The 25,410-nt window shown below is 66.6% G+C and carries 25 protein-coding genes; 18 read left to right on the top strand and 7 right to left on the bottom strand.

Annotated elements, in window-relative coordinates:
• Positions 1–174: 174 nt before the first annotated feature.
• Both V9K93_RS17070 and V9K93_RS17065 read right to left on the bottom strand, forming a co-directional pair.
• Positions 175–399 (bottom strand): YbdD/YjiX family protein, encoded by a 225-nt coding sequence (locus V9K93_RS17070; RefSeq protein ID WP_006383180.1) that lies wholly within the window; start codon positions 397–399, stop codon positions 175–177.
• Positions 399–2,480 (bottom strand): carbon starvation CstA family protein, encoded by a 2,082-nt coding sequence (locus V9K93_RS17065; RefSeq protein ID WP_136639988.1) that lies wholly within the window; start codon positions 2,478–2,480, stop codon positions 399–401. The genes V9K93_RS17070 and V9K93_RS17065 overlap by 1 nt, the downstream gene beginning before the upstream one ends.
• Before the next feature lie 215 nt (positions 2,481–2,695).
• Here V9K93_RS17065 and V9K93_RS17060 point away from each other — a divergent pair, with 215 nt between their 5' ends.
• Entirely contained in the window at positions 2,696–3,547 is an 852-nt protein-coding gene (locus tag V9K93_RS17060; protein ID WP_136639986.1) for a pirin family protein, read from the top strand.
• Positions 3,548–3,630: 83 nt separating this feature from the next.
• On the opposite strand, the gene V9K93_RS17055 is transcribed toward V9K93_RS17060, so the two are convergent.
• From V9K93_RS17055 to V9K93_RS17040, 4 genes are all read right to left on the bottom strand, one after another.
• A complete protein-coding gene (locus tag V9K93_RS17055) occupies positions 3,631–4,089 on the bottom strand; it encodes a hypothetical protein (RefSeq protein ID WP_136639985.1) in 459 nt (152 codons plus the stop codon).
• Between the two features lie 196 nt (positions 4,090–4,285).
• The gene (gene aqpZ, locus V9K93_RS17050; RefSeq protein ID WP_136639984.1) at positions 4,286–5,005 is read right to left on the bottom strand and encodes an aquaporin Z; all 720 of its coding nucleotides are present in this window, start codon (positions 5,003–5,005) and stop codon (positions 4,286–4,288) included.
• 124 nt (positions 5,006–5,129) lie between these two features.
• Positions 5,130–5,993, bottom strand: coding sequence for a pirin family protein (locus tag V9K93_RS17045; protein WP_136639996.1), 864 nt, complete (start codon positions 5,991–5,993; stop codon positions 5,130–5,132).
• A 651-nt stretch (positions 5,994–6,644) separates the two neighbouring features.
• Positions 6,645–8,708, bottom strand: a complete 2,064-nt coding sequence (locus tag V9K93_RS17040) for a 3-hydroxyacyl-CoA dehydrogenase NAD-binding domain-containing protein (RefSeq protein WP_337302915.1) — start codon at positions 8,706–8,708, stop codon at positions 6,645–6,647.
• A 234-nt stretch (positions 8,709–8,942) separates the two neighbouring features.
• Here V9K93_RS17040 and rpoE point away from each other — a divergent pair, with 234 nt between their 5' ends.
• The 9 genes from rpoE (at position 8,943) to recO (ending at position 17,611) form a co-directional block, all read left to right on the top strand.
• The gene (gene rpoE / locus V9K93_RS17035) at positions 8,943–9,563 is read left to right on the top strand and encodes an RNA polymerase sigma factor RpoE (protein WP_006383094.1); all 621 of its coding nucleotides are present in this window, start codon (positions 8,943–8,945) and stop codon (positions 9,561–9,563) included.
• Entirely contained in the window at positions 9,560–10,441 is an 882-nt protein-coding gene (locus V9K93_RS17030; protein ID WP_046985801.1) for a sigma-E factor negative regulatory protein, read from the top strand. Before rpoE ends, V9K93_RS17030 begins: the two co-directional genes overlap by 4 nt.
• A gap of 74 nt (positions 10,442–10,515) precedes the next feature.
• A complete protein-coding gene (locus V9K93_RS17025; protein WP_337302914.1) occupies positions 10,516–12,051 on the top strand; it encodes a DegQ family serine endoprotease in 1,536 nt (511 codons plus the stop codon).
• A 180-nt stretch (positions 12,052–12,231) separates the two neighbouring features.
• Positions 12,232–14,025, top strand: coding sequence for a translation elongation factor 4 (gene lepA, locus V9K93_RS17020; RefSeq protein ID WP_046985802.1), 1,794 nt, complete (start codon positions 12,232–12,234; stop codon positions 14,023–14,025).
• A 54-nt stretch (positions 14,026–14,079) separates the two neighbouring features.
• Positions 14,080–14,874: a signal peptidase I gene (gene lepB / locus V9K93_RS17015; RefSeq protein ID WP_006382890.1), complete on the top strand. Its 795-nt coding sequence runs from the start codon at positions 14,080–14,082 to the stop codon at positions 14,872–14,874.
• Between the two features lie 52 nt (positions 14,875–14,926).
• A complete protein-coding gene (locus tag V9K93_RS17010) occupies positions 14,927–15,310 on the top strand; it encodes a DUF4845 domain-containing protein (protein ID WP_006382889.1) in 384 nt (127 codons plus the stop codon).
• Positions 15,300–15,980, top strand: a complete 681-nt coding sequence (gene rnc, locus V9K93_RS17005; RefSeq protein ID WP_046985803.1) for a ribonuclease III — start codon at positions 15,300–15,302, stop codon at positions 15,978–15,980. Before V9K93_RS17010 ends, rnc begins: the two co-directional genes overlap by 11 nt.
• Complete coding sequence (gene era / locus V9K93_RS17000) at positions 15,977–16,873, top strand: GTPase Era (RefSeq protein ID WP_006382863.1); 897 nt, start codon at positions 15,977–15,979, stop codon at positions 16,871–16,873. The genes rnc and era overlap by 4 nt, the downstream gene beginning before the upstream one ends.
• Positions 16,874–16,891: 18 nt before the next feature.
• Positions 16,892–17,611: a DNA repair protein RecO gene (gene recO / locus V9K93_RS16995; RefSeq protein WP_046985804.1), complete on the top strand. Its 720-nt coding sequence runs from the start codon at positions 16,892–16,894 to the stop codon at positions 17,609–17,611.
• A gap of 39 nt (positions 17,612–17,650) precedes the next feature.
• On the opposite strand, the gene V9K93_RS16990 is transcribed toward recO, so the two are convergent.
• Positions 17,651–18,379, bottom strand: coding sequence for a response regulator (locus V9K93_RS16990; RefSeq protein WP_046985822.1), 729 nt, complete (start codon positions 18,377–18,379; stop codon positions 17,651–17,653).
• A 127-nt stretch (positions 18,380–18,506) separates the two neighbouring features.
• On the opposite strand from V9K93_RS16990, the gene rlmD reads away from it, so the two are divergent.
• The 8 genes from rlmD to V9K93_RS16950 all read left to right on the top strand — a co-directional run bounded on the left by rlmD (position 18,507) and on the right by V9K93_RS16950 (position 25,386).
• Complete coding sequence (gene rlmD, locus V9K93_RS16985) at positions 18,507–19,841, top strand: 23S rRNA (uracil(1939)-C(5))-methyltransferase RlmD (RefSeq protein WP_136639579.1); 1,335 nt, start codon at positions 18,507–18,509, stop codon at positions 19,839–19,841.
• Positions 19,842–19,874: 33 nt separating this feature from the next.
• Positions 19,875–20,360 (top strand): CYTH domain-containing protein, encoded by a 486-nt coding sequence (locus V9K93_RS16980; RefSeq protein WP_046985805.1) that lies wholly within the window; start codon positions 19,875–19,877, stop codon positions 20,358–20,360.
• A 112-nt stretch (positions 20,361–20,472) separates the two neighbouring features.
• Entirely contained in the window at positions 20,473–21,168 is a 696-nt protein-coding gene (locus tag V9K93_RS16975) for a DsbA family oxidoreductase (protein WP_012511804.1), read from the top strand.
• Between the two features lie 162 nt (positions 21,169–21,330).
• Entirely contained in the window at positions 21,331–22,338 is a 1,008-nt protein-coding gene (nagZ, locus tag V9K93_RS16970) for a beta-N-acetylhexosaminidase (RefSeq protein WP_337302913.1), read from the top strand.
• The gene (locus V9K93_RS16965; RefSeq protein WP_337302912.1) at positions 22,338–22,892 is read left to right on the top strand and encodes a hypoxanthine-guanine phosphoribosyltransferase; all 555 of its coding nucleotides are present in this window, start codon (positions 22,338–22,340) and stop codon (positions 22,890–22,892) included. Before nagZ ends, V9K93_RS16965 begins: the two co-directional genes overlap by 1 nt.
• A gap of 82 nt (positions 22,893–22,974) precedes the next feature.
• Complete coding sequence (locus tag V9K93_RS16960; protein WP_046985807.1) at positions 22,975–23,721, top strand: S-methyl-5'-thioinosine phosphorylase; 747 nt, start codon at positions 22,975–22,977, stop codon at positions 23,719–23,721.
• A gap of 88 nt (positions 23,722–23,809) precedes the next feature.
• Entirely contained in the window at positions 23,810–24,016 is a 207-nt protein-coding gene (locus V9K93_RS16955; RefSeq protein WP_005410590.1) for a cold-shock protein, read from the top strand.
• 101 nt (positions 24,017–24,117) lie between these two features.
• The gene (locus V9K93_RS16950; RefSeq protein WP_337302911.1) at positions 24,118–25,386 is read left to right on the top strand and encodes an FAD-dependent oxidoreductase; all 1,269 of its coding nucleotides are present in this window, start codon (positions 24,118–24,120) and stop codon (positions 25,384–25,386) included.
• Positions 25,387–25,410 lie beyond the last annotated feature (24 nt).

Genomic DNA, 25,410 nt, shown 5'->3' with positions numbered 1-25,410 from the left:
GGGGCCGCCCCCCCCCCCCCCCCGCGCGGGGGGGGGGGGGGGGGGGGGGGGGGGGGGGGGCCCCCCCCCCCCCCCCCCCCCCCACCCCGCCAAATCCACGGAAAACCAGAGCCGACGCTTCGGCCGTTGCCGTTGTCTCTGCGGGCGCCGGGCTGCAAGCCCGGCACCCAATCCTCAACAGCAGCGTCCGCCGTTGCGTCCGCCGTAGCGCGCTTCCTGACGTTCGCGGAAGAACGTCTTGTAGTCCATCGGCTGCTGGTCCGGATGCTTCTCCAGCATGTGCCGGACGTAGTTGTCGTAATCAGGAATGCCACAGCACAGTCGTGCGGTCTGCACCAGGCGCCGCCAGATGCGGCGGTGCGCCTGGTACTGGCCGACGGGAACCAGTTGGGTACTCATCACAGGTCCACCATTTCATGTGGCTTCAGTGCCACGTACGGGGTTTCACGGTCAGTCCGCTGCGGATTGCGGCGTGCCGCCAGGATGGTCTTGATCGAATACACCAGCACCGCACCGACCACCAGCAGGAACAGCGCGGTCAGGCCGGTATTGACGTAGGCGTTGACCACGATCTGCTTCATCTGCGCCACCGACTTGGCCGGCGCGGTGATGGTGTCGCTGGCCAGGGCGGCCTGGAACTTGTGTGCCTGCGCCAGGAAGCCCTGTGCCGGGTTGCTGTCGAAGATCTTGATGAAGCCGGCGTAGGTGGTGCAGATCAGCAGCCATACGGCCGGTACGGCAGTGACCCACGCATAGCGGTCACGCTTCATCTTGAACAGCACCACCGTGCCCAGCATCAGCGCGATACCGGCCAGCATCTGGTTGGAGATGCCGAACAGTGGCCACAAGGTCTGGATGCCGCCGAACGGATCGACCACGCCTGTGTACAGCAGGTAGCCCCACAGCGCCACGCAGCCGGCGGTACCGATGATGTTGGCGGTCCACGACTCGGTTTTCTTCAGCGCCGGCACGAAGTTGCCCAGCAGGTCCTGCAGCATGAAGCGTCCGGCGCGGGTGCCGGCATCCACGGCGGTCAGGATGAACAGCGCTTCGAACAGGATCGCGAAGTGGTACCAGAACGCCATCATCGCGTCGCTGCTGCTCGGTATCGCCTGGTGCAGGATCTGTGCGATGCCGACTGCCAGCGTTGGCGCACCACCGGCGCGATGCAGGATGGTCGGCTCACCAATGGCCGCCGCGGTCGCGGTCAGCTGCTCGGGCGTGATGGTGAAGCCCCAGGTGTTGGTGATGTAGTGCGCGGCGGAGGCCGCATCGGCACCGATCACGGCGGCCGGGCTGTTCATGGCGAAGTAGATGCCCGGATCGATGATCGATGCGGCCACCAGTGCCATCACCGCCACGAACGATTCCATCAGCATGCCGCCGTAGCCGATGTAGCGCATGTGCGCTTCATTGGCCAGCAGCTTCGGTGTGGTGCCGGAGGAAATCAGCGCATGGAAGCCGGAGACCGCACCGCAGGCGATGGTGATGAACAGGAACGGGAACATGCCGCCCTTCCACACCGGGCCATCACCGCTGGCGGCGAACTGGGTCAGTGCCGGCATCTTCAATTCCGGCATCACCACGAGGATGCCGATGGCCAGCGCGATGATGGTGCCGATCTTGAGGAAGGTCGACAGGTAGTCGCGCGGGGCCAGCAGCAGCCACACCGGCAGCACCGAGGCGACGAAGCCGTAGCCGATCAGCATCCAGGTGATCTGGGTGCCGGTGAAGGTGAAGGCCGGGCCCCAGGTCGGGTCCGCTGCTACCTTGCCGCCGAACCAGATTGCTGCCAGCAGCAGGATCAGGCCGACTACCGAGATCTCGCCGATCTTGCCGGGACGGATGTAGCGCATGTACACGCCCATCAGGATGGCGATCGGCATCGTTGCGATTACCGTGAACATGCCCCACGGACTTTCCGCCAGCGCCTTGACCACCACCATTGCCAGCACGGCCAGAATGATGATCATGATCAGGAACGCACCGAACAACGCGATGGTGCCGGGCACCTGGCCCATCTCCTCGCGGACCAGGTCACCCAGCGAACGGCCGTTGCGGCGGCTGGACAGGAACAGGACCATGAAGTCCTGTACCGCGCCGGCCAGCACCACGCCGACCACCAGCCACAACAGGCCGGGCAGGTAACCCATCTGCGCGGCCAGTACCGGGCCTACCAGCGGACCTGCACCGGCAATGGCGGCGAAGTGATGGCCGAACAGTACGTGTTTGTTGGTCGGGACGTAGTCCAGGCCATCGTTGTTGATCACCGCCGGAGTGGCCCGGGTCGGATCGAGCTGCATCACCTTGTTGGCGATGAACAGGCTGTAGAAGCGGTAGGCGACGAGGTACAGCGACACAGCGGCGACGACGATCCACAGGGCATTGATGTGTTCGCCGCGGCGCAATGCCACGGTGCCCAGACAGAACGCGCCGAGCAGAGCGAGTACCGCCCAGCCCAGTTTGGAAAACCCTTTCATGAGGTGCTCTCTCCCGGAAAGACTGTCAAAGAGTCCCGCTTGCCCACGGCAGGGTCAATCGGCACAGGACGAATCGGCGTTAGTACTTTGGTCGTACGCAGGGGGTGCTGACGTGCAGCGAACATCAGGGATGGAACAATTGGTTGCGGTGCCATCCATTGGCGTACGGCCATGTGGCGTCCATCTTCACTGGCATCCATACAACAGGAGTCGCCATGAGCCTTCCCGAGCCGGTCCGCGTGCTGCGTACCATCCGTGGCATGCCCACCTCCGACGGTGCCGGTGTGCGCCTCACCCGCGTCATCGGTGGCCCGACGCTGCCCGACCTGGATCCGTTCCTGCTGCTCGATGAATTCGGCACCGATCGCGCCGAGGACTACATCGCCGGCTTCCCGGAACACCCGCACCGCGGTTTCGAGACCGTCACCTACATGCTCGACGGGCGCATGCGGCACCGCGACAACCACGGTAACGAAGGCCTGCTGACCCCTGGCAGCGTGCAGTGGATGACCGCCGGCCGTGGCCTGGTGCATTCGGAGATGCCCGAGCAGGAAAGCGGGCAGATGCGCGGTTTCCAGCTGTGGGTGAACCTGCCGGCGAAGGAGAAGATGAGCGACCCGAAGTACCAGGAATTCGCGCCGGAGCGCATTCCGGTGGTGAAGCCGGAAGCCGGCGTGGAAGTGAAGGTGATCGCCGGCAGCGTGGACGGTACCCACGGCCCGATCGTGCAGCCGGCCACTGATCCGCTCTACCTCGACATCACGCTGGCACCGGATCGGGCCTGGACCTACGCGCTGCCGGAAGGGCACAACGCGTTTGCCTATGTGTTCGAAGGTGCAATGACCGTGGGTGAGCAGGACGCCGCGCGCGACGTTGCACGCCAGGAACTGGCGGTGCTGGGCGGTGGCGAACAGCTGCATGTTTCGGCCGGCAGCGAAGGCGCGCGGTTGATCCTGGTGGCCGGCCGTCCGTTGCGCGAGCCGGTGATGCGGCACGGCCCGTTCGTGATGAACACGCGGCAGGAACTGATGCAGGCCTTCGTCGATTTCCAGGAAGGCAAGTTCTGAGGGGGGACGCCGGGCCATGCCCGGCGGATGTCCAGCGCGTTGGATGCGGCGGGGATGCTGCCAGGCAGTCATCCCCGTCACGGTCAGCGACCGGCGGCCACGGCCGACGGGGTCAGGCTCATGCCCTGCGCCAGCTGCTGCAGCGAGCCCAGTTCCTGCGGGCTGTCCGGATACAGCGAAATCTGCGCGTAACGCCCTTTGTCGAGCTTGACCACACTGATGCGGCGCTCGGCATAGCCCGGAGGCTGCTGGCCACCGAGGTCCGGCTGGTACCAGTAGAGTGACTCACCACCGAAGCTGCCCTTTTCCTGGCGCAGCGAACGGTTCAGGGGAATGGACGGGTCACGTGCGCTGAGCATCAGGCTCAGCACTTCACGACCATCGCCGGTGCTGGCGCGGCAGACCAGGAAATCGGTCTGCACCAGCTGCTGCCATTGCAGGCCACTGCTGGCCGGCAGCGAAGGGCATTCGGTGGGAGCCTGTGCGGCGGCGTGGGCCGCAGCGAACAGCAGGCTCGACAACACTACAGGTGCGAACTTCATGCATCCCCCAAGGTGATGTGTCGTTTGGCTCCGCCACAGGGGCGGCGGCCTTGGCATCCCATCCCCGGATGCCGCCCCGTCCGGCATGTGCACGGACGGTCAACTCAACCTTAACGGAACGTGAGCGATCGCACAAATCGCGGTTACACGGGTAACCATTGCGGCCGACGGTCGGCCGCAATGGTCCGCACAGGACTCAGCGGTCGTTGCCGAGCCACTTGTAGATGATGCCGCCGATCGCGCCGCCCAGCAGTGGGGCGACCCAGAACAGCCACAGCTGGCTGATCGCGCCGCTGCCGGCGAAGAAGGCCACGGCGGTGGAGCGGGCCGGGTTCACCGAGGTGTTGGTGACCGGGATGCTGATCAGGTGGATCAGGGTCAGCGACAGGCCGATCGCCAGCGGCGCGAACCCGGCCGGTGCCTTGCCGTGGGTGGCGCCCATGATCACGATCAGGAACACCGCGGTGAGCACCACTTCGCACAGGAAGGCCGCTGCCACGCTGTAACCACCGGGCGACAGTGCGCCGTAGCCGTTGCTGGCGAAGGCACCAGCCTGGCTGCCATCGATGGCGAAGCCGCTGGCGCCCGAGGCGATCTGCAGCAGGATGAAACCGGCCAGCAGGCCGCCAGCCACCTGGGCGATGATGTACGGGATCAGGTCCTTGGTCGGGAAACGACCGCCAGCCCACAGGCCGACACTGACCGCGGGGTTGAAGTGCGCGCCGGAGATGTGGCCGAACGCATAGGCGCCGGTCACCACGGTCAGGCCGAAGGCCAGGGCCACGCCAAGGAAACCGATACCCAGCGGATTGCCGTCGCCACCGAACTTGGCGGCCAGCACCGCACTACCGCAGCCACCCAGAACCAGCCAGAACGTGCCGAGGAATTCGGCGGACAAGCGTTTACCCATGCTCATGTGTTGCACTCCTTTGAAAGATGTCCGAACTGTGTGGTCGGTCACATTTCAGTGACCGGCGAGTGACGATAGCGTCAACGCCGGGTGCAGGGATACACCTACGGGTGTGTGCAACACGCGATGTTCAGTACTGCGGCAGCGGAATGAACTCCTTGTCATCGCCCGGGATGGTGCCGAAGCGGCCGGCTTCCCAGTCGTGCTTGGCCTGCTCGATGCGCTCCTTCGAGCTGGAGACGAAGTTCCACCACAGGTGACGCGGCCCGTCCAGCGGCTCTCCACCGAACAGCATCGCCTTGACTGGCGTCTTCGCGCGCAGGCGGCCCACCGCACCGGCTTCCGGGATCACCAGGTGCTGGGCGGGGATGTCAACGCCATCCAACTGCGCGTCGCCTTCGAGGATGTACAGCGCGCGCTCGCGGTGGCCATTGTCGATATCGATTTCCGCATCCGGGTCGAGGTCGATCGCCACGTTGAGGGTGTCGGCGAACACCTTCACCGGCGATTCCTCGCCGTAGGCGCGGCCGGCGATCACCCGCAGCCAGACACCATTGCGACGCTGCTCGGGCAGGGTGGCCGCGGCATGGTGGTAGAACGCCGGCTCGATTTCCTCATGCGACTTCGGCAGTGCGACCCAGGTCTGCATGCCGTGGATCGGGTTGTCGTGATCGCGGTCCGGTTGCGGCGTGCGTTCGGAATGGGCGATGCCGCGGCCAGCGGTCATCCAGTTGACGTCACCGGGGCGGATCACCTGGTCCGAGCCCAGCGTGTCGCGGTGGCCGATGGCGCCCGACCACAGGTAGGTGACGGTGGCCAGGCCGATGTGCGGATGCGGGCGCACATCGATGGCGGTGCCGGGGTGCATGAGCGCGGGCCCCATCTGATCGACGAACACGAACGAACCAATGCTGCGTGCCTGCAGGGTGGGGACGGCGCGTCGGACTTCGAGTCCGCCGATGTCGTGCACGCGCGGAGCGATGATGGTGGTCATGCGGGCGTTCTCGCTGGCAGGGATCAAGGCGGTCAGCATCGCATGCGGTGGTGGCGGTGACATTCCCCGTCCGGGTAACAGGTTGTTCCAGCCAACGGCGCAGCCCCTCGTGGCTGTGGGTTGGTCGCTGAAGGCAAAAGCAGAAGCCGCGCTTGGCCGGGCGGGTGGGTGGCGCAGGACACGCCGTAAACCCGTCCATGGGGGCTCGATGGCGCCATCCATGGCGCCAACGGTCCTGCGCCACCCACACGCCCGGCCTCTGACGGTTTCCGTGTGCTGTCCAGCCACGGAGAAGAAAAAAGAAAATCAAAATCAAACTCAAACGCCGGTCGCTTCGATCGCATCCACGCATGGCGTGGACCAAGCGTGTCGACCAGGGTCAACACCTGCCAGCCATCGCAGTTCACCAGCCGTCATCGAGAAACTGTCGGGGGTGGGGTGGTGTCGGGTTGCGGGGTGTCCGCGGCATGGATGCCGCGGCCAAGCCCCCAGGGATGGGTTTACGGCGTCCCCGCGACCCGACACCGCCCCGCCCAACAAACAGAAAAGCCAGAGCCGGCTGTTGCTCCGGCTCTGGCTCTGGCTCTGGCTTTGGCTGTTGCTGTTGCTGTTGCCTCTGCAGGTGCCGGGCCGCAGGCCCGGCCGATCAACTCACACCACCGGTTCGCGCAGGGCGGGGTTGTCCCAGCCCGGGCGCGGGGCGAAACGGTCGCCGTGGCGCTGCTGCAGTGCCTTCAGCCGCTCGACGATCGCGTCGGCACCCACCGCGCGGATGTGCTGGATCGGACCGCCACGGAACGGTGCGAAGCCGGTGCCGAAGATCACGCCGGCATCCAGCAGGTCCGCATCAGCCACCACGCCTTCGTGCAGACAAGCCACGGCTTCGTTCAACAACGGCAGGATCAGGCGGTCCTCCAGATCGGCCGGCGCCTGGTAATCGCTGGCCACGTCCGGCTTTTTCGGCTTGCCGTTCTCCCAGGTGTAGATGCCCTGGCCATCCTTCTTGCCGCGCTTGTCCGGCTCCACCGTCTGCAGCGCGGCCGGGATCTGCAGGCCCAGGAACGGTGCCAGTTCGCGGCCAACGCCAGCGGCCACGTCCAGGCCCACGGTGTCGATCAGTTCGATCGGGCCCATCGGCATGCCGAATTTCACTGCGGCCTTGTCGATCACCGGGCCCGGGATGCCTTCGGCATAGGCGGTGGCGGCTTCCAGCATGTACGGGAACAGCACGCGGTTGACCAGGAAGCCCGGGCTGCCGGCCACCGGTACCGGGAACTTGCCCAGTGCCTTGCAGAACGCGGCCAGGCGACGCTCGGTCTCAGGCGCCATGCCATCGTGATGGATGATTTCCACCAGCGGCATCTGCGCCACCGGGTTGAAGTAGTGCAGGCCGGCGAACTGCGCCGGGCGCTGGATGTGATCGCGCAATTCCAGCAGCGGAATCGACGAAGTATTGGTGGTCAGCAGCGCGTCCTGCTTCATCTTCGGTTCCAGCGTCTGGTACAGCGCACGCTTGGCTTCGGGGTTCTCGATGATCGCTTCGATCACCAGGTCGGCCTCGGCCACGCCGTTGCCTTCCAGATCAGCCCGCAGGCGTGCGGCCACCGCCGGGCGCTTGCTGTCGTCGCGCACCTTCTTGGCGAACAGGGCCTGTGCGCGTTCCATTGCCGGGTCGATGAAGCGCTGCTCCCGGTCCTGCAGGGTGACCTCGAAGCCCTTGTAGGCAGCCCATGCAGCAATGTCGCCGCCCATCACGCCGGCGCCGACCACGTGCACGTGGCGGATGCCGGATTCACCACCGCCCAGGCCCTTCAGGCGCTCGGTAAGGAAGAAAATGCGGATCAAGTTGCGTGCGGTCGGCGTGCTGGCCAGTTTCACCACGGCGCGGCGTTCGGCATCCAGCCGCGCCTGTATCGGCTTGCCGCCGCTGCGCTGCCAGGTGCTGATCAACGCGTAGGGGGCCGGGTACTGGTCCTTCTTCGCCTTGCGTGCGACCTGCTTGACCATCTGCGGCGCCAGCAGCGTGCGCGCCAGCCAGGTGTTGGTGGCCCAGGCCGTCGCGCGCTGCTTGAACGGGCGGGTGGTGCCGGACAGGGCCAGCGCTACGGCAGTGTCGAGCACCACCGCAGGTGCCACCACCTTGTCGACCAGGCCGATGCCGCGTGCGGCCGAGGCCGACAGGGTGCGGCCGGTCAGCATCATGTCCATCGCCGCCGGTGCCCCCACCAGCTGCGGCAGGCGTGCGCTGCCGCCCCAGCCCGGGAAGATGCCCAGCTGGGTTTCCGGCAGGCCGATACGGGTCGAACTGTCATTCGAAGCCACGCGGTAGCGGCAGGCCAGCGCCAGCTCGGTGCCGCCGCCCAGGCAATGGCCATGGATCGCCGCCACGGTCGGGCAGGGCAGCTCGGCCAGCTTCTGGTAGGTGGACTGCCCGCGGCGGATGGCATCGTTGACGGTGCCGCGGCGGTCGAATTCCTGGAATTCCTTCAGATCGGCACCGGCGATGAAACCGGCCTTCTTCAGCGACTGGATCACCACGCCCTTGGGCGGGTCCATGGCGATACGCTCAAGCAGGTCGCCCAGTTCCAGCAGCACGTCCTGCGACATTGCGTTGACGCTGCTGTCCTGACGATCCAGGGAGAGGACCACCACGCCGTCGTCGCGGATCTCGGGGAGCCAGTGGCTGAAGCGGAGACCATCGAAGCCTGAGAGCATGGACGTTCCATCCGGTTGTGTATGGAGAAGCGGCTATGATCCAGAGGTTGTTTCCCCCGCGTCAAATCCCAATAGCAGGGGGTGCAGCCCCCGGATCCAGAGCCTGGAACCGGGACGCTAACGGAACGGTGGTTAAAAGCTGGTGCGGCGCCAGGTGATCGGCGACTGAACTTTTCCCGGGATTGGCAGTCTCATTGCCCGACGTCGGTTGGGCTGACAGGAGTGCGGCCCCTCATGGCCGATGTTGATACACCTCAGGAGCTGGATCTGGAACTGGTCCGGCGCGTGCAGCACGGCGAGAGTGCCGCCTTCGATGTCCTGGTGCGCAAGTACCAGCATCGGGTCGTGGCCCTGGTCGGTCGCTACATCGCCGACTGGAGCGAATGTCAGGACGTCGCCCAGGACACTTTCATCCGTGCCTACCGCGCGATCGGAAGTTTCCGTGGCGATGCCCAGTTCTCAACCTGGTTGCATCGAATCGCCGTGAATACCGCCAAAAACTACCTGGCTTCACACAATCGCCGCCCGCCGACCGATGACATCGACATCGGCGACGCCGAGCAGTTCGACAGCGGGACGCGCCTGCGCGACACCGACACGCCCGAACGCGAGTTGATGCGCCAGGAGCTGGAACAGACGGTGATGAAGGCCGTCAACGCGCTGCCGGAAGAACTCCGGCTGGCGATCACCCTGCGCGAGGTGGAAGGACTGAGTTACGACGAAATCGCGCAGAAAATGGGGTGCCCGATCGGCACCGTGCGTTCACGGATCTTCCGGGCGCGCGAGGCGATCGACACCGAACTCCGGCCGCTGTTGGACATCGGCAGCGCCACCCGTGAGAAGAGCCGCGTATGACCAGTAATCCGTTCAACGAATCGCAGAACCATCAATCGCCTGCCGGGCAGCGCCTGGACCAGCGCCACCGCGAGCAGCTGTCGGCCCTGGTCGATGGCGAGCTGGGCGCCGATGAAGCGCGCTTCCTGCTGCGCCGCATGGAACATGACCCCGAACTGGCGGGCTGCCAGGAACGTTGGCAGCTGCTCGGCGACGTGATGCGCGGCCAGGCCTCGCTGCTGGCGCCTGCCGGCTTCGGAGCCGCTGTGGCCGCCGCCATCGCTGCCGAACCCGCGCCACAGGCCGAGCCGCGCCGCCAAGTGCGGCGTACCGGCTGGCGGGCCTGGGGCGGTGGTGCCGCACTGGCCGCCTCGGTGGCGGCCGTGGCCCTGTTCATGGGCGGCGAGAAGCTGCAGGAAGCCACGCCGGGCGAGCCGCTGGCGCCGCAGGTGATCGCCAGCCAGGCCGAGCTGGCGCCGGCACCGAGCAACCCGGCTCCGGTCACCGAAGCCTCGGTGGATACCGCAGCGATGGCCGTGGCTGCTGCCCCGGCCGTGGCGATGGCCGCTGCCGGCCGCCGCCAGGACACCCGCCGTGCCAGTGCGACCCGCAGCCAGCAGGCCGCGCGTGCCGCGCAGCGTGACGATGTACCGCAGCGTGCGGTGGCTGCCGCGCAGGCGCCGTTGACCCCGAGCGTGCCGGCCAACGCCAGCCGCAACCTGCCGTTCGGCGAGGTTGGTGGCCTGCAGGCACGGCCGTGGCCGCGCTCCAGCCTGGCGCCCGCCGCCGGTGGCGCGCTCAATGCCAGCTTCCCGGCCCACGCCGGTGGTGCCGCGTTCTACCCGTTCGAGCCGCGCCTGCAGGATGACCTGCCGGTGCCGCCGCGCCCGCGCGACTGAGCCGGGCGCTTTCACGCCCCGCCGTCGGCGGGGCCCGTATTCCTCTTTCCATCCGACCCGGAGGTTGCCGTCCGATGACTCCCCGACTCCGCACGCAGGCCATTGGCCTGTTCGCCCTGACCCTGCCGCTGGTGGCCTGTGCCCAGCCAGCGCCGCCTGCCGCCCAGCCGCAGGCCGCCGCTGCGGCAGCCCCGCGCGCGCCGGCGCAGCCGCTGGTCAGCGGCCTGCCCGATTTCACCCACCTGGTCGAACAGGTCGGGCCGGGCGTGGTCAACGTCGACACCACCATCGTGCGCAACAACCGCCAGGCCTCGCGTGGCCCGATGGGCGGCGACGATGACATGCCGGAATTCTTCCGTCGCTTCTTCGGGCCTGACTTCCCAATGCCGGGGCAGGGGCCGGGCGGGCAGGACGGTGGCCCCAGCATCAAGGGCCGCGGCATGGGCTCGGGCTTCATCATTTCGCCCGACGGCTACGTGCTGACCAACTACCACGTGGTGGCTGACGCCAGCGAGGTGAAGGTCAAGCTGGGTGACAGCCGCGAATTCAACGCCAAGGTGGTGGGCAGCGACCAGCAGTACGACGTGGCCCTGCTGAAGATCGACGGCAAGAACCTGCCCACCGTGCGCGTGGGCGATTCCAATACCCTGAAGCCGGGCCAGTGGGTTGTCGCGATCGGCTCGCCGTTCGGCCTCGACCACTCGGTCACTGCCGGCATCGTCAGCGCGCTTGGCCGCAGCACCGGTGGCGCCGATCAGCGCTACGTGCCGTTCATCCAGACCGACGTGGCGATCAACCAGGGCAACTCCGGCGGCCCGCTGCTGAACACCCGTGGCGAAGTGGTCGGTATCAACTCGCAGATATTCTCCGCCTCGGGCGGCTACATGGGCATCAGCTTCGCAATTCCGATCGACCTGGCGATGAGCGCGGTCGAGCAGATCAAGAAGAGTGGCAAGGTCACCCGTGGCCAGCTGGGCGCGGTGGTTGAGCCGATCGATGCGCTGAAGGCGCAGGGCCTGGGCCTGCCGGACAGCCGCGGCGCGCTGGTCAACCAGATCGTGGCCGGCAGTGCCGCGGAAAAGGCCGGCGTGCAGATCGGCGACGTGGTGCGCTCGGTCAATGGCAGCCCGGTCAACAGCTGGTCGGACCTGCCGCCGCTGATCGGTGCGATGGCGCCGGGCAGCCGGGTCACGCTGGGCGTGATCCGCGACGGCAAGCCGCGTGACCTGAGCGCCACGCTGACCGCGCTGAGCGAAGACGGCCAGGGCAATGCCCGCACGGCCGCAGGACCGAAGCCCGATGCGGCCCCGCAGGCGGGTGCCAATGCACTGCTTGGCCTGGATGTCAGTGATCTGACCGCGCCGCAGCGCAAGCAGTTCGGCCTGGACGGCAACGAAGGTGTGCGCATCACCGGGGTCAAGGGCCAGGCGGCACGTGATGCGGGCCTGGCGCCGGGCATGGTGATCCTGCAGGTCGGCCGCACCACGGTCGGCAGCGTGGATGCCCTGAACCGCGCGCTGTCCAGCTACAAGAAGGACGATGTGGTGATGCTGCTGGTACGTACCGGCAACGGCAACAGTGCCTTCGTGGCGGTCAAGGCCGGCCAGTAAGGCCTGCCGGGGCCGCCCTGGCGGCCATTGCGACTCCCCCGAAGCCCCGCCCTGGCGGGGCTTCGGGCATTCCGGACCCGGCCCGATGAGGCCGTTTTCGCGGCCGGGCCCCGGGCGTGCGATAATCGACCGTTACCCTGACGACGCCGCGCGCCGCCGCCACCTATGTCTTCTGATTCGATGCGGAACATCCGCAACTTCTCCATCATCGCCCACGTCGACCACGGCAAGTCCACGCTGGCCGACCGCATCATCCAGCTCTGCGGCGGCCTCCAGGCCCGCGAGATGGAAGCGCAGGTGCTCGACTCCAACCCGATCGAGCGCGAGCGTGGCATCACCATCAAGGCACAGTCGGTGTCGCTGCCATACCTGGCCAAGGATGGGCAGACCTACCACCTGAATTTCATCGACACCCCGGGCCACGTCGACTTCTCCTATGAAGTCAGCCGCTCGCTGGCCGCCTGCGAAGGCGCGCTGCTGGTGGTCGACGCCGCCCAGGGCGTGGAAGCGCAATCGGTGGCCAACTGCTACACCGCCGTCGAGCAGGGCCTGGAAGTGGTGCCGGTGATCAACAAGATCGACCTGCCCACCGCCGACATCGAGCGCGCCAAGGCCGAGATCGAGGCCGTGATCGGCATCGATGCCGCCGACGCCGTGCCGGTCAGCGCCAAGACCGGCCTGAACGTGCAGGACGTGCTGGAAGCCATCGTGCACCGCATCCCGCCGCCGAAGCCGCGTGACACTGACAAGCTGCAGGCGCTGATCATCGACTCCTGGTTCGACAATTACCTGGGCGTGGTCTCGCTGGTGCGCGTGATGCAGGGTGAGATCAAGGCCGGTGACAAGCTGCAGGTGATGTCCACCGGCCGCAACCACCAGGTCGACAACGTCGGTGTGTTCACCCCGAAGCGCAAGGTGCTGCCGGCGCTGCGCGCCGGTGAAGTGGGTTGGGTCACTGCCAGCATCAAGGACGTGCATGGTGCGCCGGTCGGTGACACCCTGACGCTGGCCGCCGACCCGGCGCCGAAGCCGCTGCCTGGTTTCCAGGAAATGCAGCCGCGCGTGTTCGCCGGCCTGTTCCCGGTCGATGCCGAAGACTACCCGGACCTGCGCGAAGCGCTGGACAAGCTGCGCCTGAACGATGCTGCGCTGCGCTTCGAGCCGGAAAGCTCCGAAGCAATGGGCTTCGGTTTCCGTTGCGGCTTCCTCGGCATGCTGCACATGGAGATCGTGCAGGAGCGCCTGGAGCGCGAGTACAACCTGGACCTGATCAGCACCGCGCCGACGGTGGTGTACGAGGTACTGAAGACCGACGGCACCATCATCAACATGGACAACCCGGCCAAGCTGCCGCCGGTGAACCATGTCGAGGAGATCCGCGAGCCGATCATCCGCGCCAACGTGCTCACCCCCGAGGAGTACATCGGCAACATCATCAAGCTGTGCGAAGAAAAGCGTGGCAGCCAGATCGGCATCAACTACCTGGGCAGCCAGGTGCAGATCAGCTATGAGCTGCCGATGGCCGAAGTGGTGCTGGACTTCTTCGACAAGCTGAAGTCGGTCAGCCGCGGCTATGCGTCGCTGGACTATCACTTCGTGCGCTTCGATGCCGGCCCGTTCGTGCGCGTGGACGTGCTGATCAACGGTGACAAGGTCGATGCGCTGTCGCTGATCGTGCACCGCAGTCACGCCGACCGCCGCGGCCGCGAGCTGTGCGAGAAGATGAAGGACCTGATCCCGCGCCAGCAGTTCGACGTGGCCATCCAGGCTGCCGTCGGCTCGCAGATCATCGCCCGTACCACGGTCAAGGCCATGCGCAAGAACGTGCTGGCCAAGTGCTATGGTGGCGACGTTTCGCGCAAGAAGAAGCTTCTGGAAAAGCAGAAGGAAGGCAAGAAGCGCATGAAGCAGGTCGGCCGTGTGGAGATCCCGCAGGAAGCGTTCCTGGCCGTGCTGCAGATGGACAACAAGTAAGCCCGCACCGGCCCTGCGGGGCCGGTCGTCTGGTGACGTTGCAAAGGACCCTGAATGAAACTGTTTGAGATCCTCCTGGTCGTGCTGACCCTGTCCTCGGGCCTGATCCTGCTCGCGGACAAGCTGTATCTCGCCAAGCGCCGCGCCCAGCGCGCGGGCCTGCTCGATTCCGAGCCGGTGCTGGTGGACTACTCGCGCGCGTTCTTCCCGGTGCTGGCGATCGTGCTGATCGTGCGCAGCTTCATCGCCGAGCCGTACAAGATTCCGTCCAGCTCGATGATGCCGAACCTGCTGATCGGCGACTTCATCCTGGTCAACAAGTTCTCCTATGGCCTGCGCCTGCCGATCAGCAACACCAAGTTCGTGCCGGTCGGTGAACCGTCGCGCGGTGACGTGGTGGTGTTCCACTTCCCGGGCCACAGCGACCAGGATCCGGCCAAGGGCGAGAACTTCATCAAGCGCGTGATCGGCGTGCCGGGCGACACCGTGGTCTTCGAAGGCGACGGCGTGATCCTCAACGGCGAGCCGCTGAAGTACGACAACAAGGGTATCTACGCCGGCCACAAGGGCCAGGGCGAAGGTGCCAACCTGCTGGTCGAGCACCTCCCGGGCCGTACCCATACCGTGCTGGAGACCGACTATCCGCGCGGCCAGGGCCAGTGGACCGTGCCTGCCGGCAAGTACCTGGTGATGGGCGACAACCGCGACAACAGCGACGATGGTCGTTTCTGGGGCCTGCTGCCGGAAGAGAACCTGCGCGGCAAGGCATTCCTGATCTGGCTCAACTGCCAGGGCTGGTTCTGCAAGGATGGCTTCGAGCCGTCGCGGATCGGTTCGAGCATCAACTGATCGGGCATCAACTGAGTATTTTCACATCCAACGCGTATCTGGGGAGAACGCAATGAAGACGATGAACACGCAGCGTGGCATGACCCTGACCTCGTTCCTGGCGGTCCTGATCGTGGTCGGTTTCTTCCTCTACATCGGCATGAAACTGTTCCCGATGTACCAGGAGTACTACGCGGTGCGCTCGGCGATGAAGAGCCTGGCCAACGAGCCGGGCGTGGGCAGCATGGAGCCGTCGCGGATCCAGGACCTGTTCTTCAAGCGCCTGTACATCAACTACTCGGACAACGTGAAGCCGGCCAACGTCAAGTTTGATCGTCGCGACAATGGCTGGACCCTCAAGGTCAACTACGAAGTGCGCCGGCCGCTGGTCGGCAACCTCGATGTGGTTGGCAAATTCGATTCTTCCCAGGACCTGACACGAAGCGGTGCCCAGTAAATTCATCCAACGTGGCGACCTGATCGGTCATGCCTTCAGCGATCCGGCCCTGCTCAAGCAGGCCCTGACGCATCGCAGTGCCGGTGCGCCGCACAACGAGCGCCTGGAGTTCCTCGGCGACAGCATCGTCAACATGATGGCGGCCGAGGCGTTGTACCAGCGCTGGCCCAAGGCTGACGAAGGCGCGATGACCCGTGCCCGTGCCGAGCTGGTGCGTGAAGGCGCGCTGGCGGTGATCGGGCGCACTCTGGAACTGGGCGAACGGCTGACCCTGGGGCCGGGCGAAATGAAGTCCGGCGGTCATCGTCGCGACTCGATCCTGGCCGACGCGGTGGAAGCCGTGGTGGCCGCGATCTACCTGGATGCTGGCTTCGAGGCCTGCCGGGCAGTGGTTCTGCCCTGGTTCAGCGCTTCGATCGAGGCATTGCCGGCCTCCGGCCGGCCCGAGAAGGACCCCAAGACCCGCCTGCAGGAATGGCTGCAGGCCCGACAGAAGGCGTTGCCGCAGTATGAACTGGTGTCAGAATCCGGTGACGACCATGCCAAACACTTCCGGGTACGCTGCATCGTAGCCGACCCGGCCGCCAGCACCGAGGGCGAAGGCGCCTCGCGGCGGCTTGCCGAACAACAGGCGGCTGCGGCCGTCCTAGAACAACTGGATTCCAAGTGAGCGAACAAACTCCCCATCATTGCGGCAGCGTGGCCGTCATCGGCCGCCCGAACGTGGGCAAGTCGACCCTGACCAATGCCCTGGTCGGCGCCAAGGTCAGCATCGTCTCCAACCGTCCGCAGACCACGCGCCATCGCCTGCTGGGCATCGCCACCTATCCGGAAGGCCAGCTGGTGCTGGTCGACACCCCCGGCCTGCACAAGGTGCAGAAGCGGGCGATGAACCGGGTGATGAACCGCGCCGCGCGCGGCTCGCTGGAAGGCGTCGACGCCGGCCTGCTGGTGATCGAAGCGGGTCGTTGGGACGAAGAAGACAGCCTGGCCTTCAATGTGCTGCGCGACGCAGGCATCCCGGTGGTGCTGGTGGTCAACAAGATCGACCGGCTGAAGGACAAGGGCGCGCTGCTGCCGTTCCTGCAGGAAGTCACGGCCGGCCGCGATTTCTCGTCCGTGCATCCGATCTCGGCGCAGAAGCGCAACGGCCTGGAAGCCCTGGTGCGCGACGTGCTGGCACTGCTGCCGGAAGCGCCGCCGATGTTCGGCGAAGACGAGATCACCGACCGCAGCCAGCGCTTCCTGGCCGGTGAGCTGGTGCGTGAACAGTTGATGCGCCAGTTGGGCGAAGAGCTGCCGTATGCCACCACCGTGGAAATCGAACGCTTCACCGAAGATGGCAACCTGCTGCGCATCGGTGCGGTGATCTGGGTCGAGCGCGAGGGCCAGAAGGCCATCGTGATTGGCAAGGGTGGTACCCGCCTGAAGGAGATCGGGGCCAAGTCCCGCCTGCAGATGGAGCGTCTGTTCGGGGCCAAGGTGTTCCTGGAAACCTGGGTACGCGTGCGTGAAGGCTGGTCCGACGACGAGGCCGCACTGAAGGCCTTCGGTTACGAGTAACCCGGAACGGTCGCTTCGATGCTGATCGAGGACGACACCGGCTTCGTGCTGCATGCACGGGCCTACCGTGAGACCAGCCTGCTGGTCGAGGTATTGAGCGCGCAGCATGGCCGCATCGGCCTGCTCGCGCGCGGTGTGTCCACTGCCAAGGGCCAGGTGCTGCGCGCCGCCCTGCAACCACTGCAGTGGATCCGCTTCAGCGCATTGCAGCGCGGTGAGTTGGCCCAGCTGCGTGGCGCCGAGGCGCTGGACGCGGCACCGCGTCTGGTTGGCCAGGCGATGCTGGCCGGCTTCTACCTGAGTGAGCTGACCCTGCGCCTGGCCCCGCGCCAGGACCCGCTGCCGGAACTGTACCTGGCCTACGGCGAAGCGCGTGCGCGACTGGGAGTGGGGGCGGGCCTGGCCTGGACTCTGCGCCGGTTCGAACGCGAGCTGCTGACCGCGCTGGGCCTGGGTTTTGAGCTGGACAGTGCCAGCGACGGTCAGCCGATCGACCCGGCCGCGCGCTATGAACTGGACCCACAGGAAGGCGCGCAGCGCCTGCTGAGCGAGCGCGGTGGCGAACGCCGCGCAGCCGCGACCGGCTCGGCGCTGCTGGCGCTGGCCGCCGATGAAGAGCCTGATGCCGCCGACCTGGCGAGCCTGCGCCTGCCGATGCGGCGGGTGCTGGCCCATCACCTCGGGCCGCGGGGACTGAAGTCCTGGGAAATGCTCGAGCAGCTCGCTCCCAGGCGTTGAGGGGTGTTTGGCAGGGCTTGCAGCCCTGCCGAGCGACCCTCAATGCAGCAGGGCAGCTACCGCGTCGCGGAACCCCGCCTGGGCCTGCCCGGACTCCGGCGCATGATGCAACTGGCGCACCGCACGGGCCAGGCGTGCCGCGCCCACGAAGCCGCAGCTTGCCTGCAACCGGTGCAATTGGCTGCGCAGCTGGCGCTCGTCGTGCTGGTCCACCGCCTGCTCGACCGCATCGCGCACGCCCGGCAATTCGGCCAGGAACAACTCGCGCAGGGCGATCAAATGGTTGCGCTGGCCATTGAGCGCGGCCAGCGCCGCCGTCTCATCCCAGTCCTGGACCTGCAGCTCGACCGCCGCCGGCACCTGTGCCATGACGATCCCGGCGGGGCTGTTGACCAGGGCGCGGCGCACGGCCTTCAGCAACTGGTCGCGGCCCAGTGGCTTGACCAGGGTGTCGCTGAACCCGGCCTCGCGCAGGCGGGCATGAATGGAGGTATCACCGTCGGCGGTATGCGCCAACGCCGGCGTATCGGGGTGTGAACGGCGCAGTTCGCGCAACAGCTGCGCACCGTTGCCGTCAGGCAGGTTGACGTCGATCAGCCACAGATCATGCGCGCCGGGCTCGGCGCTGGCCAGGGCACTGGCCAACGAGTCTGCGGTGTCCACGTCCGCCGGTAACGTTTCCAACGCCGCTTTGAAAAAACCGCGGCTGATGATGTCGTCCTCGACAAGCAGGAAGCGGGGCCGGCTGGCCCGCGGGGTCATCTGCATCAGGGCTGCCTCCATGTCAGCTGCTGTAATCATCAAGCACGGCGGCGGCGGGCGCAAGCGGGTCCGGACCCTGCCGGTCAGGATCTGCGACAATACGCGCCCATTTTTGCCCGCAGCCTGTCGCCACGTGGCCCGATCCCGTTCCCGCATCGACCGTACCCCGTTCCAGACCGAAATCCTCGACCTCAGCCATGATGGTCGCGGCGTCGCCCGCCGTGAAGGCGAGGGTGGCAAGGTCACCTTCGTCAGCGGCGCCCTGCCGGGTGAGGTGGTCATGGCTGAACAGACCGCCCGCAGCCGCCATTTCGACGAAGCGCGTACGGTGGAAGTGCTGAAGGCCTCGCCGCAGCGCGTCACCCCGAAGTGTCCGCACTTCGGCACCTGCGCTGGCTGCGTGCTGCAGCACCTGGACGAAGACCAGCAGATCGTCGCCAAGCAGCGCGTGCTGATGGACAACCTGGAGCGGATCGGCCATGTGAAGCCGGGCACCGTGCTGGCGCCGCTGGTCGGCGAGAGCTGGGGCTACCGCCGCAAGGGCCGCTTCTCGGTGCGCCGGGTCGAGAAGAAGGACAAGACCCTGGTCGGCTTCCGTGAACAGGATCCGCGCTTCGTTGCCGATCTCAGCCAGTGCCTGACCGTGATCCCGGAAATCGGTACCAAGGTCGAGGCATTGTCGACCTTCATCGAGTCGCTCGATGGCAAGCGCGACATCCCGCAGATCGAATTCATCGCCGGTGACCAGGCCGTGGTGCTGACCGTGCGCCACCTGCAGCCCTTGAGCGATGCCGACCGTGCTGCCTGGGCCGCCTTTGGCCAGCAGCATGGCTTCGTGATCTACCTGCAGTCCGGTGGCGTGGATACCGTGCAGCCGCTGGACGGGCAGGGCGTGCCGCTGTCGTTCCGGCTGGCGCCGTGGGACGTGGAGCTGGCGTTCCGTCCGCTGGACTTCATCCAGGTCAACGCCAAGCTCAACGAGAAGATGATCGCCCATGCCCTCGACCTGCTGGAGCCCGGCGAGGATGAGCGCGTGCTGGACCTGTTCTGCGGCCTGGGCAATTTCACCCTGCCGCTGGCCCGCCGCGTGCGCGAAGTGGTGGGTGTCGAAGGCGATGCCGGCCTTGTCGCCCGCGCCCGTGAGAATGCCGAACGCAACGGCCTGCCCAATGCCCAGTTCTTCAGCGCTGATCTGACCCAGGACCAGCGCAGCACGCCGTGGATGCGCCAGGGCTTCGACAAGCTGCTGCTGGATCCGCCGCGTTCGGGCGCGATCGAAGTGCTGCAGCAGCTGCCGTTGAAGCAGTTCAAGCGCATCGTCTATGTCAGCTGCCACCCGGGCTCGCTGGCACGCGATGCCGGCTACCTGGTCAATGAGCAGGGCTTCACCCTGGTCAGCGCCGGCGCCATGGACATGTTCCCGCATACCGCGCACGTGGAAAGCATCGCGGTGTTCGAGAAGCGCTGAACGGCTGCCATGCCCATCGCGCATAATGGCGCGATGGGCATCGAAATCGAACGCAAATTCCTCGTCAGCAGCGAGGGCTGGCGCGCCGCCGCGCACCGGGTCATCCCGATGGCGCAGGGGTACATCAACGACCTGGGCGCGCTCGATCGCGGCACACAGAACGCCTCGGTGCGCGTGCGCATCGAAGGCGACCATGCCGCGCTGAACCTGAAGTCGCGCACCATCGGCCACACCCGCCAGGAGTTCGACTATCCGATCCCGGTGGACGATGCCCGCGCACTGCTGGCGCTGTGCGTGGGTGGCCTGATCGACAAGCGCCGCCATCTGGTCGAATACGCCGGCCTGACCTGGGAAGTGGACGAGTTCCTCGGCGACAACGCCGGCCTGGTGGTGGCTGAGGTTGAGCTGGACAGCGCTGACCAGGCTATCGACCTGCCGGACTGGGTTGGTAACGAAGTCACCGACGACGCCCGCTACTACAACGTCGCGCTCGCCAACCACCCCTATTCACAGTGGTGAACCCTGAAAAGGGGACGGAGGGGATTAAGCCGCCTTTACCCCATCTGTGCGGAAAGCGACTTAATCCCCTCCGTCCCCTTTTATCGAGGGTGTCGGCCCCCATGTGGAAAGGATGAGAATCGACATCTACTCCGACGTGGTCTGCCCGTGGTGCTGGATTGGCAAGCATCGTTTCCAGCAGGGCGTGCAGTTGCTGGGCGCGGACGCGCCTGAACTCGACATCCATTGGCAGCCGTTCCAGCTGGACCCGGACGCGGACGCTACCCCGGTCCCGCTGCGCGAGGCCTACGTGCGCAAGTTCGGTGGTGTCGAGCGCACCGAGCAGATCCTCGGCCAGACCCAGACCACTGCGCGTGCAGAAGGCCTGCCGATGGATTTCGGCCAGGGCCAGGTGCGGGTGACCACGCTGCCGGCGCACCGGGTGCTGTGGCTGGCCGGCCAGCACGGCGTGCAGGATGCGGTCGGCGAAGCGCTGTTCCGCGCCCACTTCGAGCATGGCCAGAACCTGGCGGACCCCTCGGTGCTGATCAAGGCCGGCGTGGCTGGCGGCCTCGACGCTGGTGAAATCGCGCAGATGCTGGCCTCCGACCGCGGCCTGGCCGAGGTCGAAGCCAAGCTGGCGCAGGCCCATGCGCTGGGCATTTCCTCGGTGCCGACCTTCGTCATCGATGGAAAGTGGGCCATTTCCGGGGCACAGCCGCCGGAGGCCTTCGCCAACGCGCTGCGCCAGATCGCTGCCGAACAGGGCGCTCCGGCAGCTTCGGCTGACGGAGACGAGGCCTGCGGCCCGGACGGCTGCAAGGTCTGAGCGCACCCCAAAAGGGGACGGAGGGAATTAAGACGTATCCAGCCCGTAGGGGCCGATTGCGACTTAATCCCCTCCGTCCCCTTTTCTGACCACTGCGCCTGTCGGCCGGTTCTGCGACAATGCGGCACTGCGCCATGCGGGCGCGCGTTGTGGAGATCGACCATGCTGCTGATCGGCGTTGCCGGCACCGAACTGACTGCCCAGGAGCGTGACTGGCTGCAGCACGATGCCGTGGCCGGGGTGGTGCTGTTCAAGCGCAACTTCGCCTCGCGCCAGCAGGTGACCGATCTGAGCGCGGCGATCCGTGCCGCCGCCCCGCGCCCGCAGCTGATCTGCGTGGACCAGGAAGGCGGCCGTGTGCAGCGTTTCCGCGAAGGCTACAGCGAGCTGCCGCCGCTGCAGGACATCGGTGCGCTGTACGCCACCGATCCGCAGCAGGCGCTGGCCCTGGCCGAACAGCATGCCTGGCTGATGGCCAGCGAAGTGCGTGCCAGCGGCCTGGACCTCAGCTTTGCGCCGGTGGTCGACCTTGGTCGTGGCAACCGCGCCATCGGCAACCGTGCCTTCAGTGAAGACCCGCACGTGGTGGCGGCGTTCACCGCAGCGTACGTGCGTGGCATGCACGCGGTCGGCATGGCCGCCACGCTCAAGCATTTCCCCGGCCACGGCACCGTGCTGGAAGATACCCACGTCGATACCGCGATCGATCCGCGCGCGCTGGACGAGCTGCGCGCGCAGGACCTGGTGCCGTTCAAGGCCGGCATCGCCGCAGGCGCTGACGCGGTGATGATGGCGCACGTGATCTATCCGCAGGTGGCACCGGAACCCGCTGGCTACTCGCCGCGTTGGATCCAGGACATCCTGCGTGGCGAGCTCGGCTTCCGCGGCGTAGTGTTCTCCGACGACATCGGCATGGCCGCTTCGCACAGTGCCGGTGGTGTGCCGGCACGCGTGCATGCGCACCTGGATGCCGGCTGCGACGTGGTGCTGGTCTGCCATCCGGAACTGGTCGATGAAGCCCTGCATGCGGTGCAGGGACGCTCCCTGAATACTGCTGCGCTGCTGGGCCTGCTCGGTCGCGGCGCGCTTGGTTGGGACGGCCTGTTGGCCGATGCCCGCCATGGTGACACCCAATCCCATTTGCTTGAAACCCTTGGAAGAACCGTCTGATGCCCAACCTCACCATTTCCCAGGCCCTGGCCCAGGCTGACCTGCTGGTCGACCGCCCCACCATCGACAAGGCCATCGCTGGTATCGCCGACGCCATCGCGCGCGATTACATGGGCGAGGTGCCGCTGTTCCTGTCCATCATGCACGGCGCGCTGCCGTTTGCCGGCCAGCTGGCGCTGGAACTGGGCGCGCGCGGCCAGGACGTGCAGTTTGATTACCTGCACGCGACCCGCTACCGCGGTGAAACCACTGGCGGCGACCTGGTCTGGAAGCACAAGCCGGCCACCTCGCTGTTCGGCCGCCGCGTGTTGCTGGTCGACGACATCCTCGACGAAGGCTACACCCTGCAGGGCGTGCGTACCTGGTGCCTGGAGCAGGGCGCGACCGACGTGCGCATCGCCGCGATGACCGTGAAGCAGCATGACCGCGCGCTGCCGGACGTGGTTGCCGACTACGCCGGTATCGAACTGCCGGACCGCTACGTGTTCGGCTTCGGCATGGACGTCAACGAAACCCTGCGCTGCGTGCCGGCCATCTACGCGATGAAGGAATAACGGCGCAGCCGCCCGCGGCGTGTCTTCTTCCACCGCCGGCATCCTCGGGTGCCGGCGTTCGTCTTTTCATGGAGTGCTTCGAATGCAACAGATCGCCCTTGCCGTGATCGGCGGTACCGGTGTCTACAACCTGGCCAAGCTCGACGACGTGCAGACCCATGAGGTCGACACGCGTTTCGGTCGTCCCTCCGGCCCGGTACGCGTGGGCACGCTGCTCGGCCATCGCGTAGCGTTCCTGGCACGGCATGGCGAGGGCCATTCGCTGCCGCCGCACAAGATCAACTATCGCGCCAACCTGGCCGCATTGCAGCAGATCGGTGCGCAGCGGGTGCTTGCGTTGAACACGGTGGGTGGCATCGGCGACGACTTCGGTCCGCGCGTGCTGGCTTGCCCGGACCAGATCATCGACTACACCTGGGGCCGCATCAGCACCCTCTGTGAAGAAGAGGGCAGCGACGTGCTCCACGTCGATTTCGGCCATCCGTACACGCCGATGCTGCGCAGCAAGATCCTGGCGGCGGCCAAAGTGACCGGTGTCACGGTCCATGACGGTGGCTGCTACGGCGCGACGCAGGGCCCGCGCCTGGAAACCATCGCCGAAATCGCCCGCATGCGCCGCGATGGCTGCGACCTGGTGGGCATGACCGGTATGCCGGAAGCCGCGCTGGCACGGGAGCTGGGGCTTGATTACGCCTGCCTGGCGATCATCGCCAACTGGGCTGCCGGCTGTGGGGACGGCGAGGAGATCACGATGGCCGAAGTGCTGGCCAACGTGCAGGCGGCCAGCAACGGACTTCCGGAACTGGTGGGCGAATTGGCACGGGGGTGATTGTCTTCGCTGAGCAAGCTTTGCATACTCAGCTTGTGCGCGGGTTCAGCGTACACCACCCATTCATTGCATAAGGTCTCGCATCACCATGCCGAACGGTACCGTCAAGTGGTTCAACGACGCCAAGGGATTTGGCTTCATCTCGCCGGAGGATGGCAGCGCCGACGTGTTCGCGCACTTCTCCGCCATCAACTCCAAGGGCTTCCGCAGCCTGCAGGAAGGCCAGCGTGTCACCTATGACGTGACCCAGGGCCCGAAGGGTGCCCAGGCTTCGAACATCACGCCGGCCGAGTGATCCACTCGACAGTGCGTTGAAAACCCCGCTTCGGCGGGGTTTTTTTTGCATTGCCGCCTGCGACCCGTTCGCCATCGGCCCGGCTCGGGCACAATGCGGGCATGACGGAACGACTGCGCATCGCCGTGATTGGTTACGGCACCGCTGGCCAGGCATTGGCCATCCTGCTCACCCGTGACGGCCACGAGGTGGAGATCTTCGAGCGTGTGCCCACGCCCGGGCCGGTCGGGGCCGGCTTCCTGCTGCAGCCCAGCGGCCTGCAGGTGCTGTGGCAGATGGGCCTGCTCGAGGCCGTGCGTGCGCATGCCGCACCGGTACATCGCCTGTATGGCGATACGCCCTGCGAGCGTGCGGTGATGGACATGCGCTACGACGGCCTGGACGCGCGCCTGCATGGCCTGGGGATGCAGCGCGGGGCATTGTTCTCGCTGCTGGATGAAGCCCGCGCCGGCGCGGGCCAGTTGCATGCCGGAACGACCATCGTCGAGGTGGATGCCGAGCACGGCCGCCTGCGCGACAGCGAAGGGCGTCAGCACGGCCCGTTCGATCTGGTCATCGCTGCCGATGGCGCAGCGTCTTCGCTGCGCGGCACCATCGAGGAGGGCGCCGGGCTGGATCGTGTGTATCCGTGGGGCGCGCTGTGGTGCCTGTTGCCGGCCGAAGATTGGCCGCATCTACAGGAGCTGCGCCAGCGCTATGTGGCTGCGCGCAAGATGATCGGGCTGCTGCCGGTGGGTACCCGCCCGGGCGACGACACGCCGCGGCTGAGCTTTTTCTGGAGCCTGCCACGCGCCGACTTCGAACGCTGGCAGGCCGATGGCATGGCCCCCTGGCTGGATGAACTGCACACGCTGTGGCCGCAGGCCAGTGCGCGCTTCGCGCATCTGCAGGGCGCCGGACAGCTGGCGCGCGCGGTCTATCGCGATGCGGTGATGACGCGCTGGCATCACGGCCGGATGGTGCTGGCCGGTGACGCCGCGCATGCGATGAGCCCGCAACTGGGGCAGGGCGTGAACATGGCGCTGCTGGATGCGTTGGCGCTGCGTGATGCGCTGCGCGCGCACGGCGGCGGTGCGATCGCGCTGCAGGCCTACCAGGCGCAGCGGCGAGCGCACGTGGCCGTATACCAGCGCTGGAGCCGCTGGCTGACGCCGCTGTTCCAATCCGATCGTGATGTGTGGGCGAAGGCACGCGACGTGCTGCTGGGACCGATGGGGCGCCTGCCCGGTGGCCGTGGGCACATGCTGCGTGTGCTCAGCGGCACCCAGCACGGCTGGTTCGGTTCGCTGGCACTCGATCCCGCCTTCATCGATGCACTGGCCGATGTTGCCGAGCCACACCGCATCAGCACGGCAAAAGCACTCGCGTGAAGCCGCGTCGTCACGTGAATTAAC

The sequence above is a fragment of the Stenotrophomonas sp. CCNWLW162 genome, from assembly GCF_037203745.1.
GTDB classification, from domain to species: Bacteria; Pseudomonadota; Gammaproteobacteria; order Xanthomonadales; family Xanthomonadaceae; genus Stenotrophomonas; species Stenotrophomonas maltophilia_AQ.
The sequence above is the reverse complement of the archived record's forward strand: the minus strand, read 5'-3'. Positions and strand labels throughout refer to the sequence as shown.